At 64.3% G+C, this 13,599-nt stretch carries 11 protein-coding genes and 1 tRNA gene; 7 read left to right on the plus strand and 5 right to left on the minus strand.

Translation table 11 applies throughout. From position 1 onward, the window contains the following. Positions 1-13 precede the first annotated feature (13 nt). Complete coding sequence (locus L6D77_RS00770; protein WP_236169941.1) at positions 14-1,903, plus strand: propionyl-CoA synthetase; 1,890 nt, start codon at positions 14-16, stop codon at positions 1,901-1,903. A gap of 103 nt (positions 1,904-2,006) precedes the next feature. On the opposite strand, the gene zapE is transcribed toward L6D77_RS00770, so the two are convergent. Beyond that, on the minus strand, positions 2,007-3,068 hold the full coding sequence (gene zapE / locus L6D77_RS00775; protein ID WP_373870552.1) for a cell division protein ZapE: 1,062 nt from the start codon (positions 3,066-3,068) through the stop codon (positions 2,007-2,009). A gap of 189 nt (positions 3,069-3,257) precedes the next feature. Further along, positions 3,258-4,463, minus strand: coding sequence for an NHL repeat-containing protein (locus L6D77_RS00780; protein ID WP_232879879.1), 1,206 nt, complete (start codon positions 4,461-4,463; stop codon positions 3,258-3,260). A 591-nt stretch (positions 4,464-5,054) separates the two neighbouring features. On the opposite strand from L6D77_RS00780, the gene L6D77_RS00785 reads away from it, so the two are divergent. Then, positions 5,055-5,129, plus strand: a tRNA-Gln gene (locus L6D77_RS00785). Positions 5,130-5,164: 35 nt separating this feature from the next. Here the strand turns inward: L6D77_RS00785 and L6D77_RS00790 are convergent. From L6D77_RS00790 to L6D77_RS00800, 3 genes are read right to left on the minus strand one after another with little or no spacing between them, the layout of a single operon-like run. Further along, positions 5,165-7,573 (minus strand): response regulator, encoded by a 2,409-nt coding sequence (locus L6D77_RS00790; protein WP_232880181.1) that lies wholly within the window; start codon positions 7,571-7,573, stop codon positions 5,165-5,167. A 10-nt stretch (positions 7,574-7,583) separates the two neighbouring features. Then, positions 7,584-8,045, minus strand: a complete 462-nt coding sequence (locus L6D77_RS00795) for a response regulator (protein ID WP_232879878.1) — start codon at positions 8,043-8,045, stop codon at positions 7,584-7,586. 14 nt (positions 8,046-8,059) lie between these two features. Further along, positions 8,060-10,306, minus strand: a complete 2,247-nt coding sequence (locus L6D77_RS00800; protein WP_232879877.1) for an ATP-binding protein — start codon at positions 10,304-10,306, stop codon at positions 8,060-8,062. Between the two features lie 263 nt (positions 10,307-10,569). Between L6D77_RS00800 and L6D77_RS00805 the strand changes: the two genes are divergently transcribed. The 5 genes from L6D77_RS00805 to L6D77_RS00825 are packed head-to-tail and all read left to right on the plus strand — an operon-like array spanning position 10,570 to position 13,532. Further along, positions 10,570-11,094 carry a Csu type fimbrial protein gene (locus tag L6D77_RS00805; protein WP_373870553.1) on the plus strand — a complete coding sequence of 175 codons (525 nt, stop codon included), beginning with the start codon at positions 10,570-10,572 and terminating at the stop codon, positions 11,092-11,094. Positions 11,095-11,123: 29 nt separating this feature from the next. Further along, a complete protein-coding gene (locus L6D77_RS00810) occupies positions 11,124-11,657 on the plus strand; it encodes a Csu type fimbrial protein (RefSeq protein WP_232880157.1) in 534 nt (177 codons plus the stop codon). Between the two features lie 17 nt (positions 11,658-11,674). Beyond that, a complete protein-coding gene (locus L6D77_RS00815) occupies positions 11,675-12,208 on the plus strand; it encodes a Csu type fimbrial protein (RefSeq protein ID WP_232879876.1) in 534 nt (177 codons plus the stop codon). 3 nt (positions 12,209-12,211) lie between these two features. Beyond that, positions 12,212-12,715 carry a Csu type fimbrial protein gene (locus L6D77_RS00820; protein ID WP_232879875.1) on the plus strand — a complete coding sequence of 168 codons (504 nt, stop codon included), beginning with the start codon at positions 12,212-12,214 and terminating at the stop codon, positions 12,713-12,715. Positions 12,716-12,755: 40 nt separating this feature from the next. Then, entirely contained in the window at positions 12,756-13,532 is a 777-nt protein-coding gene (locus L6D77_RS00825) for a fimbrial biogenesis chaperone (protein WP_232879874.1), read from the plus strand. Positions 13,533-13,599: the final 67 nt, after the last annotated feature.

The following is a 13,599-nucleotide window of genomic DNA, read 5'->3' on the forward strand; positions in this document are numbered from 1 at the left end:
GGGTTGCGAACCAATGACCTATCAGCACAGTTACGCCCATTCCATCGCCGACCCTGCGGCCTTCTGGCAGGCTCAGGCCGACCCGCTGGCCTGGCAGCGCAAGCCAACGCTCACCCTGCAGCAGAACCCCGACGGCACCCACCGCTGGTTCGCCGACGGCCGCCTGAACAGCTGCCACCTGGCCCTCGACCATCAGATCGAGCAGGGCCGGGGCGAGCAGTTGGCACTGATCTACGACTCGCCGGTGACCGGTGTGCAGCAGGCGTTCACCTACCATCAGCTGCGCGACGAAGTGGCGCGCCTGGCCGGCCTGCTGCGCACGCTGGGGGGGGGCAAGGGCGATGGGGTGATCATCTACATGCCGATGGTGCCCCAGGCGGCCATGGCCATGCTCGCCTGTGCGCGCATCGGTGCGGTGCATTCGGTGGTGTTCGGCGGCTTTGCCGCCAACGAACTGGCCTTGCGTATCGATGATGCCCGGCCAGCGCTGTTGCTCACTGCCTCCTGCGGGCTGGAGTTCGACCGGGTGATCGAATACAAGCCGCTGGTCGACCGTGCCCTGCAACTGGCCCGCCATCAACCCAAACATGTGCTGGTGCTGCAGCGCCAGCAGGCGCGTGCAGAGCTGCAGCCGGGGCGCGACCTGGACTGGCAGCAGGCGCTGGCCGGTGCCGAACCTGTAGCCCCGGTCGAGCTGGACGCGGGCGATCCGCTGTACATCATGTATACCTCTGGCACCACCGGCAAACCCAAGGGCATCGTCCGTGAAAACGGCGGCAACGCGGTGGCCCTGTGCTACGCCATGCGCCACATCTATGGCATGCAGGCGGGCGATGTGTGGTGGGGCATTTCCGATGTGGGTTGGGTGGTTGGCCATTCGCTGATCGTCTACGGGCCCTTGATGAGTGGCTGCACCACGGTGTTCTACGAGGGCAAGCCGATCCGTACGCCGGACGCCGCGGCGTACTGGCGGATTATCGAGCAATACAAGGTCAACGCACTGTTCTGTGCGCCAACCGCCATGCGCGCGATCCGCAAGGAAGACCCGGAGGGCGAGCTGATCCGCCGCCATGACCTGGGTTCGTTGCGGCAACTGTTCCTCGCCGGTGAAAAGCTCGACTCCAGCACCCATGAGTGGCTGGAACGGGTCAGTGGCAAACCGGTACACGACCACTGGTGGCAGACCGAGACCGGCTGGCCGGTCACCGCGCCCTGCGTGGGGCTTGAAGGCAGTGCCGCCCGGCCAGGGTCGAGCAACCGTGCGGTGCCGGGTTATCACGTACAGGTGCTGGACGACGATGGCAAGCCGCTGGGGCCGAACCAGCAGGGCGCCATCGTCATTGCCCTGCCATTGCCGCCGGGTTGCAGCCAGACCTTGTGGGGTGACCACGAGCGTTACCTGCAGGCCTATCTGCACAGCTACCCGGGGTATTACCACACCGGTGACGGTGGCTACCTGGATGACGACGGCTTCGTCTACATCATGGGCCGTACCGACGATGTGATTAACGTCTCGGGGCATCGATTGTCGACCGGCGAAATGGAGGACCTGGTAGCCCGCCACCCGGCGGTGGCCGAATGCGCGGTGATCGGTGTGCACGACGAAATCAAGGGCCAGGTGCCGCTGGCGCTGGTGGTGCTCAAGGACGGCCAGGGCATCGGCGAGGCGCAGTTGCAGGGGGAACTGGTGGCCAGTGTGCGCGAGCATATCGGTGCGCTCGCCTGTTTCAACCGGGTGCGCCTGGTCAAGCGCCTGCCCAAGACCCGCTCGGGCAAGATTCTGCGCGCGGTGCTGCGCAAGATTGCCGATGGGCAGGATTATGTGCCGCCGTCGACGCTGGATGATCCGGCGGTGTTGGGTGAGATCGAGGGGGTGTTGGCGGATCTGCCAAGGGCGGGGTGATGCGCTTACCCAGATGACGCCATCGCCGGCAAGCCGGCTCCCACATTATCGCGTGCAATTGCCTGATTTTTGTGGGAGCTGGCTTGCCAGCGATGAGGCCCTTTCAGGATGGGCTATTTTGTGGCCCCACCTGATGCAACTGCCCCAGCCGGCTGCGGGTACGCATCAGGTCGGCAATTGCCCCACCCAAGCTTTCCTCCAGGGCCCGCTGGCCGATCACCGTCAGCTGGCGGTCCTGGTCATACAGCACATCCACCAGGTTGACGAAGCGTTGCTGCGCCGCCAGCGAACATTCGGCCAGGTCGTCCAGCCCATCGATGATCCATTGATCGTATTGCTCGGCCAGCGCCAGGTAGTCGATCACAGCGGTGGGCTGTTCGCACAACCCGTTGAAACTGAACATCACCTGTCGGCCATCCACCGCCAGGGCCCGTAATGGCCGGTTGTTGACCTGCAGCGTGACTGGCTGCCGGGTGGGCAGGTCAAGGCCGTGGCGCTGCGCCGCATCCCCCGGCCAGACATAGTGCCCCTGGGTGAAGCACTGGTGCTCACGGTTGGCCGGCAGGCTGCGAAAATCGGTGTCGCCACCCACTTCCAGCACCTGCATGCGGCCATTGATCAGGCGGATCACCGGCAAGAAGCGTTCGTGGTAGAGCGGGTTGGGCAGCAGCCCCTCGGGCGCGTAGTTGGAGGTCACCAGCAGCAAGATGCCGCGCTCGAACAAGGCATTGAACAGCCGGGTCAGCAGCATGGCGTCGCCGATGTCGTGCACGTGGAACTCATCGAAGCACAGGACCTGCACGTCACCCAGCAATTCGTCGAGGGTTGCCCCCATGGCATCGTCCAGTGCCCGGTGGCGGTGCATGCCCTGGTGCAGGCGGGCGAAGAAGTCGTGAAAGTGCAGGCGGCGCTTCTGCGCCACCGGTACCGCCTCGAAGAAGTTGTCGAGCAGCCAGCTCTTACCGCGGCCAACCGAGCCATGCAGGTACAGGCTGCGTGGTTGCCCGTCGTCCAGCGCCGCCAGCTGCGCGGCCATGGCCTCGATCACCCGGCACTGGCCGTCGCTCAGGGTGTAGCTGCGCTCGGCGGCCTTGGCTTGGAAGTGGGCCAGAAGCGCACAAGGTTGTCGCCTGGAGGTCTGCAGGCGCTGGTTCAGTTGTCGCATATAAGAGGGAGACCAGCGGGGCAAGAGGTGCGTTCCTTGGGAGTGAAGGGAACATCCAGCTTGCACGAATACAGAGATGACAAGCAATCGGGAGGAGGGAAATGAGAGAGCACCCTGTGGAAGAGTCGGTACTTTGCAGAACTGCCTGAACCGAACAACCTGTTTGGGCTCAGGCAGAGTTTGGTGGAATCAGTGGGGATGGCGGGCAATCAACCCGTACCCTCTCAGCTCGATGGTCGACTGATCGTTGTAATCAAGAACCAACAGCGTGATGCACTTGGGCATGGGAGGGGTCAGCAACCAACCGTTGCTTCCGAACGTTGTATCAATTTCCCCGCTCGCATCCAGCCGTACGATCGCGGTGGGCTCATCTTGGAAGGGGAGCGTATGTTGAACGCCTACCAGCACACCTTGTTTGTCGGGCGTGACTGCGAACGCTACGCTGCGGTCAAACTCAGCTCGCTGGAATAGTCTCGCATTGCCGCCATTGAATGTTTGATCGACGGTGCCGTCCAGGTTCAGGCGTAGCAAGAACCCGCTATCTGCAACATTACCCACGATGTAGATTGCACCGTGCGCCTGCACGACGGAGTGGACGTTGATATGGGCCGTGTCGGGATGTCCGGGTAGACGTGTGGCAATCCATATGCCTTCATCGCCAAAACTGGAGATCACGGCACCGTTTTTATCTATCGCGCCAACCCAGCCTTGAACATCATCGCCAAGATATCGGTAATACCCATGGTAATAGAATCCATCATGTTTGGTGGCGTTGTACCGGGCAGCCACCCCCATGGTTAACAACCTATGACCGTTCCTTACGAAGTATCTGCGCATGCCTACTTCATTGAATGTAGTGTCGAGGTTCCCTTTCAGATCAAACTGTGCGAGCCCAGAGTTTACCGCTTGGCGTAACTTCCCATCGGGGAACTGAGGGACGCTACCGGCATATCCTGCTGCGCTGTCATTACGCTCCTCTTCGTTCACCATACCGGGTTCTTCAGGGTAAGCGATGACTTTGAAACCCTGGTTGCCGAAACCTGGATCCAACAATCCCGTGTTTTTGTTCAAACGGAAAATGGAAAATTTTGCAATTTCGCGAAGTGCAACCCCACAGGTCAGATAATCGCCGCTTTCGACAAAGCAGAACCAAGCACCATGTCCCTCCGGTATGGTGATGTACGCGGTGCCTTGCGCACCAAACGCTGTGACGATCTGACCATCTTGCGTATGCTTGGTTACGAGCACTTGATGTTTGCCTGCTGCAGTTATAGTTGCCATCGAACTATAGAAAAAGCCTCCCACTAAGTAAGGTGGTCGGGCAATAATTTCAACGGGCTGATCGGTGGGTAGCGATAGGTCGATACGAGTCCACGCTTGTTTGGCGGTGTGCATGTCTATGTACTCCAATTTACGGAGTGCTTAGTGCACTTCAATAGCGCATGCCTGTCACCTGGCAGATTTATCAGTAGCCGACCATGCCCTGTGTGCTAAAAGTGGGGATTATCTGATTGAAATGGGGGGGAAGTGAGATGTATTCGCGCGAGGCGGAAAACGACGGGTGATCAGGTCTGATGAATGCCGACCTCATCGCCCGCAAGCCCCACACATGGACTGCACAATAGCTGAGCGGCCTTGCGTCGCAAGAGGGCTGTGCAGCAACCCTGGCGATTCTTGCCGTGATGCTGAAAACCGAGAGCCGCTGTGCAGCCCTTTCGCGGCACAAGGCCGCTCCTACAGAGAATGCGTAAGCCCTAGGCTGTGGGAGCCGGCTTGCCGGCGATGAGGCCAGTGCAGGCGATTGCTCACGGTCAGGCCAGGCAAAACGGGCGATTTTTACTAACCTGCTGTTTTCCAGCGTTTTTTTTCAAAAAAAAGCTTCCCACCTGCAAACAACGCTGTTAAAGTGCCGGCCATTCCCGCACAGCAACAAGCGCGGTGAATGATCAGATCGACAGTGCATCAGTCACTTGTCATATCCGATACAGGGGCGTCGCCAAGCGGTAAGGCAGCAGGTTTTGATCCTGCCATGCGTTGGTTCGAATCCAGCCGCCCCTGCCATTTTCTCTATCTCCAAGCAGTATCTCGCTATCGCCTCAGGGCGATTTTTTCGTTTCTGTCCCCCGGTTTTCCAGCAGCTCGGCCAGTGCCAGGGCCAGCACGTGCTCGTGCACTGGTTTCTGGATCACCAGGCTGTTGGGCAGCTCCATGTCCTCAAGCTCGGCGTACCCCGTGAGAAACACCACCGGCAGCTGCGGGTAACGTTCTCGGGCCGCCAGGGCCAGTTGCGCGCCATCGAACTCGGGCATGGCGAAGTCGGTGAGCAGCAGGTCGGTGCGTACGTCGAGCTGGGCCAGGGCCTGTTCGCCGCTGTGCGCCTCGCGCACCTCATAGCCCAGGCGGCGCAGCACGTCGCCGATCAATTCACGTACCAGATGGTCGTCGTCCACCAGCAGGATGTGGCGGTTGCCGCCATCGGCCAATTGGCTGCGCGCCCTGAACGGGTCCGGCGGGCTGGCGCTGGCCTGCGCCCGAATGGCCGGCAAGTAGACGCTGACCTGGGTGCCGCGCCCAGGTGCGGTCTCCAGGCCCACGCCACCACCGGACTGCTTGGCAAAGCCGAACACCTGGGCCAGGCCCAACCCCGAACCCTTGCCGGTGTCCTTGGTGGTAAAGAACGGCTCGAACACTTTGGCCGCGATCTCTTCGCTCATGCCGCACCCTGTGTCGCGAATGCTCAGCCGCACGTAGTCGCCTGGCTCCGGGTCTTGCGGGTTGCTCGGGGTGGTACTGACATGGGTGTTCCGGGTGGCCAGTATCAGCTGGCCTCCGCTGGGCATGGCATCACGGGCGTTGATCGCCAGGTTGAGGATGGTCATCTCGGTCTGGGTCGGGTCGGTGAGCGCCTGCCACAGCTGGGTGTCCAGCTCCAGGCGAACCGAGATGCTGCCCCCCAGGGTGTGTCGCAGCAATTCTTCCAGCCCGGCCAGGGTCCGGTTGAGGTTCAGTGGCACCGGTTCCAGGCGCTGCTTGCGCGAGAACGCCAGCAGTTGCGCGGTCAGCTTGGCGCCGCGCTCGCCGGCTTCGCGGATGTTTTGCAGGCGTTTGCCGGCGCTGTCCATCCGGCCGTTGTCCAGCTCGCTTTGCAGGAAGCTGGCGCCGGTGAGAATGACCGTCAGCAAGTTGTTGAAGTCGTGAGCCACCCCGGCGGTGAGCTGGCCGACAGCCTCCAGCCGCTGCATCTGCTGCAGCGCGGCCTCTACGCGCTCACGTTCGGCGATCTGTTCGCGCAGGCGTTCGTTGGCGTTGGCCAGGTCCAGAGCGGCTTCGCGTTCGCTGCTGATGTCGCGGGCCACCACATGCAGCAGGGTGTCGTCCGCCACCACCACCCAGGACAGCCAGCGCTGCTGGCCGCTGGCGTGCATGATGCGCCCGACGAAACGGGCACTGCTGCGCCCGAGCGACAACGTGGCGAGCTCTGTGAGCAAGGCGTCCTGTTCGGCTTCGGGCAGCAACTGCAGCAGCGAGATCTGCCCCAGGCGTTCGCGGCTGAAGCCCAGGCAGGCTTCCCAGGCCGGGTTCAGCGCCACGGGGGTGAGGTCCTTGTTCAGTACCGCCAGCAAGTCCTGGGACAGCTCCCAGGCGCGGTCACGTTCGCGGGTGCGGCGTTCAACGCGCTCACCGAGCATTGCGTTGAGCTGTTCCAGGGTGCGGGTAGCCTGGCGCTGTTGGTGAATGTCCTGCAGCACGCCGGTGAAGCGTACGCACTGCCCGTCGACGAAATGAGTCTGGCCGCTGGACAGCAGCCAGCGGGGTTCCAGGCCATCCGCTTGGTGGATGCGAAACTCCACCCGATAACGGCCGCCGCTGTCCGGGCGCATCGCTTGCTCGACCGCCGCGCGCACGTGCGGCAGGTCGTCGGGGTAAACGCCGGCATAAAACAGCTCAAGGCTCATGGCGCTGTCGACCGGCAGGCCGAACAGCAGCTTGCAGCGCTCGTCCCAGTTCATCTGGCCATCTTGCGGGCGATAGTCCCAGGTCCCCATGCCAGCGGCATCGATGGCGATGCGCGCGCGCGCTTCGACTTCCGCCAGCGCTTCTTCGGCACGGCGTCGGCGCTGACGTTCCTGGACTTCACCCAACGCCCGGTGTACGGCCTTGGGCAGCAGTGGCAGGTTCTTCTTCAGCACGTAGTCGGTGGCGCCCAGGCGGATCATCTCCACCGCGTGCTCTTCGCCATAGATGCCGGAGAGGAAGATGAACGGCACGTCCGGCGCCAGGCGTTGGGCGGTGGCCAGTACCTCGGCACCGGAGGAACCCGGCAGCACGCAGTCGCAGAGGATCAGGTCGAAGCGCTCTTCGCCCAGGGCCAGTGCAGTGCCGACGTGCTCGAACACCCGCCGTGGCTGCACCTGCAACCCACTGCGCTCCAGGCGCAGCAGGATCAGTTCGGCATCCATGCTGCTGTCTTCGACCATCAGCAATTTCAATGGCGTTTGCTGCATCATGCCGGCCTCAGTGGTTGCTGCCAGGGTTCAGGCATGGGATGCCGGGCGCAGGCTTGTCGAGCACCGCCCAGAACACTTCGAGGCCGGCGATGGCGCTGACGAAGTCCTTGAACTCCACGGGCTTGACCAGGTAGGCACTGACCCCCAGCTCGTGGGCACGCTGCAGGTCGGGCTTTTCCTGGGAAGAGGTCAGCATGATGATCGCAAGGGTGCGCAACTGCGGGTGGGCGCGTACCTGGGCCAGCACCTCCAGGCCATCGACCTTGGGCAGCTTGAGGTCCAGCAGCATCACCGCCGGGTTGCCCGTTTCACGCTCGGCGTGGGCATTGCGCCGCAGCAGGTAGTCCAGGGCCTCGGCACCGTCGCGCAGCACGACCACCTCATGGGCCAGCTGGCTGCGCTCCAGCGCCAGCAGGGTAAGCTCCAGGTCCCTGGGGTTGTCTTCGACCAGCAGGATGGGCTTGGGCATGATCGTCGGCAGCCTCAGGCAGTCGTCGGTTGGTGAGGAAGGGTGAAGTGGAAGCTGGCGCCCTGGTCGAGCTGGCCGTTGGCCCATACCCGACCGTCGTGGCGCTCGATGATCCGCCGCACACTGGCCAGGCCGATCCCGGTGCCTTCGAACTCCTCCATGCGGTGCAGGCGCTGGAACACGCCGAACAGCTTGTCGACGTAGGCCATGTCGAAGCCCACCCCGTTGTCGCGCACGTACACCTCGGTTTCGTGTCGATGGCGCACGGCACCGATCTCGATGAGGGCTGCTTCACGGCCCCGGCTGTACTTGATGGCGTTGGCGATGAGGTTATGCAGGACCATGTTGATGAACGCCGGGTCGGCGATCACCTTGGGCAGTGGCGCCACCGACCAGGTGATCGACCTCCCGGCATAGTCCGGTGCCAACTCCGTGCGGATCAACTCGACCAGTGCATTGAGGTCGACATCGCACAGGCGCAGGGCCGAGCGGCCCATTTGCGAGAAATTGAGCAGGTTGTCGACCAGGGTGCCGGCAAATTGCGCGGCTTCCTCGATATGGCCGAGGAAACGCTTGCCGCGCTCGGTCAGCTGCGCACCTTCGATCTCGCCCAGCAGCTCGCTGTAACCGGCGATATGCCGCAGCGGTGCACGCAGGTCGTGGGACACGCTGTAGGAGAACGCTTCAAGTTCCTGGTTGGAGCGCTTCAGTTCACCGGCCAGTTGCGCCAGTTCCTCGGCCTTGCGCAGGACGATGCCCAGCACCGCGCCGCGCAGTTCGGTCACGGCCTCAATGATCAACGGGTCCCAGGGGTTACTGAAATCACGGACTTCCTCCTGCCAGCAGTCGAAACTGTGCCGCGGGTTGAGGTTGCCCAGCGGGCCGACCTGCTTGTCCGGGCGCCCGGCCCAGTTGACCGTATGCGCCTGTTCGGGGCGGAACCACAGCAGGTAGTGCGAGTGCAGCTGCGAGATGGCCACCGCCAGCACGCCGGCGGCATGTTCGGCCAGCGCCGGAAGCGCTTCGATGTCGCGGCGTGCATTGTCGGTGTGGAACAGCGTCTCGTCGCCACGCTCGGCCAGCCAGCGCACCAGGGCATTGATCTGTGCCGCCGGCGGCGTTTTGCCAATCAGGTCGCAGCGCTCGGCGCTGACGATCGCCGCGCCCGAGGCTCCGGCAAACTGCAGCATCACTTCGGGCAGGGCCAGCAAGCCTGCGCTGACGCTGTCGTGGTCGGCCATCGACGCGAGCATGTGCACGATGCGCTGGCGCAGGTCGAGCACACGGCGGGTGCTGGCGTGCTTCTCAAAGGCTTCGATCTGCAGCGACAGCACGTTGGCCAGCAGCTCGCAGGCGGTGCGAGTCTGGAAGCCTACCGCGCGTGGTTGCTCGTGATGGCAGGAGATCAGGCCCCAGAGCTGGCCATCAACCACGATCGACAGCGACATCGAGGCCAGCGTGCCCATGTTGCGCATGTACTGCAGGTGCACCGGCGAGACGCTGCGCAACGCTGCGAAGCTCATGTCCAGGGCGTTGCCGGTACGTGGGTTGGTGGCAGGCCGCAGCGGGGAGGGTAGGTAGTCGGCGTCCTCGATCACACGGATGCGGTTGATGCGATACAGCTCGCGGGCCTGGCGCGGGATGTCCGAGGCCGGGAAGCAATGGCCCAGGTAGAGGGGGTAGCCGGGGTCGGCGTCCTCGGCGAGTACCGTACCGGTGCCTTCGGCGTCGAAGCGATAGGCCTTGACCCGGCCGAAGCCGGTGATGCGCTTGATCTGCCGTACCGAGCGCTGCAGCAACTCTTCGATACTGGTGGCCTGGTGCAAGGTACTGATGAAGGCCCGCACCAGCGGGTAGTAGTCGCCTTGCTGGGCATCCGTTTCGTGACAGGTCTCGAACTCAAGGATCAGCACCTGGTCGTGGCGGTGGGCGAGCACCCGCAGTGCGGCCTGGCAGGGCGCGCCCTCGCGTAGCCGCACATCCCCGATGTGGAAGGGGAATACCTCGTCGGCGGGCAGTCGGCCCAGGTGGCCATGCAGGTCGAAGGTGTTGTCGAGCAGCGCAGGGAGGGCCTGGCCAAGCAGCTCGCGGGCAGACACGCCCAGCCATTGCTCGACATTCTCGCTGGCCTGCAGGATGCGCAGGTCATGCTCGTCCAGCACCAGCAGGAAGCCCTGTGGCTGGATGCTGCCAGGTACCTGGATCGGTTCCTCGGCGCAACGCTCGATGGCTTGGTCGAGCGGGTTGGGGGGGGTGCTCAAAGGGATCTCCTGCAGGTTCCGTCCACGCACGAGGTATGACGGTAACAGAAGGCCGGATGTTTTGTCGGAACAAGGTGTATTGGGTTGTGGAATTTGCTGATGCATGCCCGAGAGCAGGGTGAAATTCCGCAGTGGCTGCAGTGTGTTTCCTGCGCGTTGCCAGCCCTTTTCATTAATGCCAAAGAGAGGGATCCCACGCCTGTTCGGATCCGATCGCGCTGCTACGCTCAAGCTCAACCCTTCCGGACAAGGATCGACCGCTGATGCAACGCTTGATGGCCGCGCTGTTGGGCCTGTGGTTGAGCGGCAGTGCCGTGGCTGCAGAGTTTCTGGTGGATGTGCAGGTGCGCGTGCAACGCGGCTGCATGCTGGTCGGCCAGCAGCGCGAGGCGGGTGCCCAGGCCCTCGGGGTGATCGACCTGGGTAGCGCGGCCCGACTGGACGGGCCGGGTGCGCCCTTGGGCGGCGCGCTGTTCAGCCAGCGCCCGCCGCGCCTGGAGTGCAACCCCGATACCCCCTATCAAGTACGCGTCGATGGCGGCCAGCATGGCGGCACCGGTGCGCTGCGTTACCTGGCCAGCGACGACCGCCAGGCCAAGCCGATCCCTTATCGCCTGTTCCGCGACGCCGCCTGGCGTGAGCCGCTCGAGGTTGGGGTGGCGCAGTCGGCGCGGGTGCCGGGCAGCGGCTCGGTGGAGCTGCCGCTGTTTGCGCGGATCGACTCCCTGGCCTGGGTGCCGCGCGCCGGCCTGTACGCCGACCTGCTCAAAGTCACGGTCACCTGGTGAGGAGCCACGCCATCATGCACAAGGACGCGCTGCAACGCACTTCGCTACTGCTGCTCACCCTCGGCCCACTGTTGCTACCCAGTGGCGCCGCCCATGGCACCAGTACCGGTTTCATCCAGGCACGCCTGGTGATCAGTGCCGCCTGCCAGATCGACAGCGGCCAGCAGCCGGCAGCGCTGGGCAACCCTGGCCTGATGGACTTCGGTGCCCGTGGCCCGACCTGGGACCAGGCACTGACCAGCCGGGTGGACGAGGCAGGCGGTGAAGGCAGCCTGCAGATCAGTTGTTCGCCACAGGTGCGCGCGTTCAGTGTGCGGATCAATGGCGGGCTCAATGGTAGCGACGGCGTGCGCCGGTTGAGCAATGGCCGCGAACTGATCCCCTACCAACTGGCGGTCGATCCCGGTGGCAACGGCCGCTATGTGGTCGGCCAGGCCCGCACCTTCACCATCAGCGGCACGCAGCAGGTGCCCGTGCCCATCTACGGCGTGGTGGTCGCGCAACCGCGCGCGCTGCCCGCCGGGCTGTACCGCGACACCCTCAGGGTGACACTGGACTGGTAACACGCAAGGAGATCCTCATGCCCAAGCACATCACCCGCTGCCTCCTCGCCGGCCTTGGCCTGGCGCTGGCAGCCCAGGCCCAGGCGGCCACCGTCACCGGCACCATCAACTCGACCCTGACGCTGACCGCCGCCTGCCAGGTCAACGGCACTGGCGGCACCTCGGGGCTGAACTTCGGCAGCCTCAATTTCGGCACCCAGGATTCGCTGTTCACCACGGCCAACGGGCAAGTGCTCGGTGGTGGTGGCGGCGCGATGAGCATCCTCTGCTCTTCGGGCACGATACCGGTGATCAAGGTGAAGGGCGGGGCCCATGACGGGCAGTCGGCCGGCGGTACCCGCGCGCTGGCCGATGGCTCCGGCAACTTCGTGCCCTATGACTTCTACACCGACGCCGGGCATACGACCCTGCTGGCCATCGACGGCACCATCACCCTGCCGACCAGCACCGGCGTGGCGCAGACCGTCAACCTGTATGGCCAGGCGCGCGGCAAGGCGGGCCTGCCGGCCGGGGTGTACACCGACACGGTGGCGGTCGAGCTGAGCTTCTGAGCCATGCCAGGCGCATGGCGGCTGCCGGCTGTCGGGCTGGGCTTGCTGTTGGCGCAAGGTGCGCTGGCCGCGACCGGCAGTACCTTCCAGGTGAGCGCGCAGATCGTTGCCGGCTGCCTGGTGGTCGGCGGGGTGACCACTTACGGCGTGCTGGACTTCGGCACCAGTTCGGCGCTGTCCACGGCCACCTTGAGCACGTCGCTCGGCGGTACCACGGTGACCTTCCAGTGCACTCCAGGGGTGGCGATGAGCATGAGCCTGGACGGTGGCCAGAACAGCGCCAGTGGCACCCGCAACCTCAAGCGCAGCGGCGGCAGCCAGCTGCTGGCCTACCAGCTGTACCGCGACGCCGCCTTCAGCCAGAGCCTGGCCATCGGCAGCAGCGTCACCGTGAGCTATAGCGACCCAACGGCGATCAAGTTGCCGGTCTACGGCCGTACTGCCTTGCCCGGCACCCTGCCGGCGGGGACCTACACCGACGTGGTGCAAGTGACGGTGACCTGGTAACGCCGGCGCCGTGAACCAATGAATGCAGAAGGAGAGGGGCATGGGGGCAAGCGCGAAACTGGCGCGAACGCTATTCGGGATGCTGCTGTTGGCCAGCGCGCAGGCCATGGCGGCGACGTCGGTACTGATCTGGCCGATCGACCCGGTGCTGGAGGCTGAACAGAAGGCCGGCGCGCTGTGGCTGGAAAACCGTGGTACGGCGCCGGCCAGCCTGCAGGTGCGGGTGTTCGCCTGGCGCCAGGGCGAGTACCAGGAGCAGTTCCAGGCCCAGCGCGAAATCATCGGCAGCCCGCCGGTGGCCAACATCGCACCGGGGCAGAAGCAACTGATTCGCCTGACCCGCACCGGCAGCTCGCCGGCCGGCCAGGAACAGGCTTATCGCATCATCATCGACGAGATCCCGTCGCCTTTGCCGGCCGACACCGCCAGTGAGGGACCGAAGGCGGCGATCCGCCTGCAGATGCGCTATTCGGTGCCGTTGTTCGTCTATGGCGAAGGCTTGTGGGGCAAGCCCGACCCGGACGGCAAGCGCAGTGCCGAGGGCGTGGGCAAGCCGCAACTGAGCTGGCGTGCGGTGACGGTGCAGGGCAAGCCCTATGTCGAACTGCGCAACACCGGCCCGGTGCACGCCCGGCTCACCGATGTGGTGCTGCAGCAAGGCGGCCAGGACAAACCCCTGGTCGAGGGGCTGCTGGGGTATGTGCTGCCGGGCGCGAGCATGCGCTGGCCGGTGCCGACCGCACCCGGTGCGGCCAGTGTGCTCAAGGGGCGGGTCAACGGTCAGGAGGTTGCGCAAGCCATCCGGCAAGGGCAGTGACGCGGCATTGAACGAACGACAGGGGCCAGGGAGGACCCGACAATGGTTGGACATCGTGTGTGAGCTG

The organism is Pseudomonas parasichuanensis, from assembly GCF_021601385.1.
Classification (GTDB): domain Bacteria; phylum Pseudomonadota; class Gammaproteobacteria; order Pseudomonadales; family Pseudomonadaceae; genus Aquipseudomonas; species Aquipseudomonas parasichuanensis.

What these genes read in the sequence shown, in the direction of transcription:
- L6D77_RS00825 (WP_232879874.1), top strand. Translation starts at nt 12,756, where the DNA reads ATGGGGGCAAGCGCGAAACTGGCGCGAACGCTATTCGGGATGCTGCTG.
- L6D77_RS00770 (WP_236169941.1), top strand. Translation starts at nt 14, where the DNA reads ATGACCTATCAGCACAGTTACGCCCATTCCATCGCCGACCCTGCGGCC.
- L6D77_RS00780 (WP_232879879.1), bottom strand. Translation starts at nt 4,463, where the DNA reads ATGCACACCGCCAAACAAGCGTGGACTCGTATCGACCTATCGCTACCC.
- L6D77_RS00805 (WP_373870553.1), top strand. Translation starts at nt 10,570, where the DNA reads ATGCAACGCTTGATGGCCGCGCTGTTGGGCCTGTGGTTGAGCGGCAGT.
- L6D77_RS00820 (WP_232879875.1), top strand. Translation starts at nt 12,212, where the DNA reads ATGCCAGGCGCATGGCGGCTGCCGGCTGTCGGGCTGGGCTTGCTGTTG.
- L6D77_RS00790 (WP_232880181.1), bottom strand. Translation starts at nt 7,573, where the DNA reads ATGCAGCAAACGCCATTGAAATTGCTGATGGTCGAAGACAGCAGCATG.
- L6D77_RS00815 (WP_232879876.1), top strand. Translation starts at nt 11,675, where the DNA reads ATGCCCAAGCACATCACCCGCTGCCTCCTCGCCGGCCTTGGCCTGGCG.
- L6D77_RS00795 (WP_232879878.1), bottom strand. Translation starts at nt 8,045, where the DNA reads ATGCCCAAGCCCATCCTGCTGGTCGAAGACAACCCCAGGGACCTGGAG.
- zapE (WP_373870552.1), bottom strand. Translation starts at nt 3,068, where the DNA reads ATGCGACAACTGAACCAGCGCCTGCAGACCTCCAGGCGACAACCTTGT.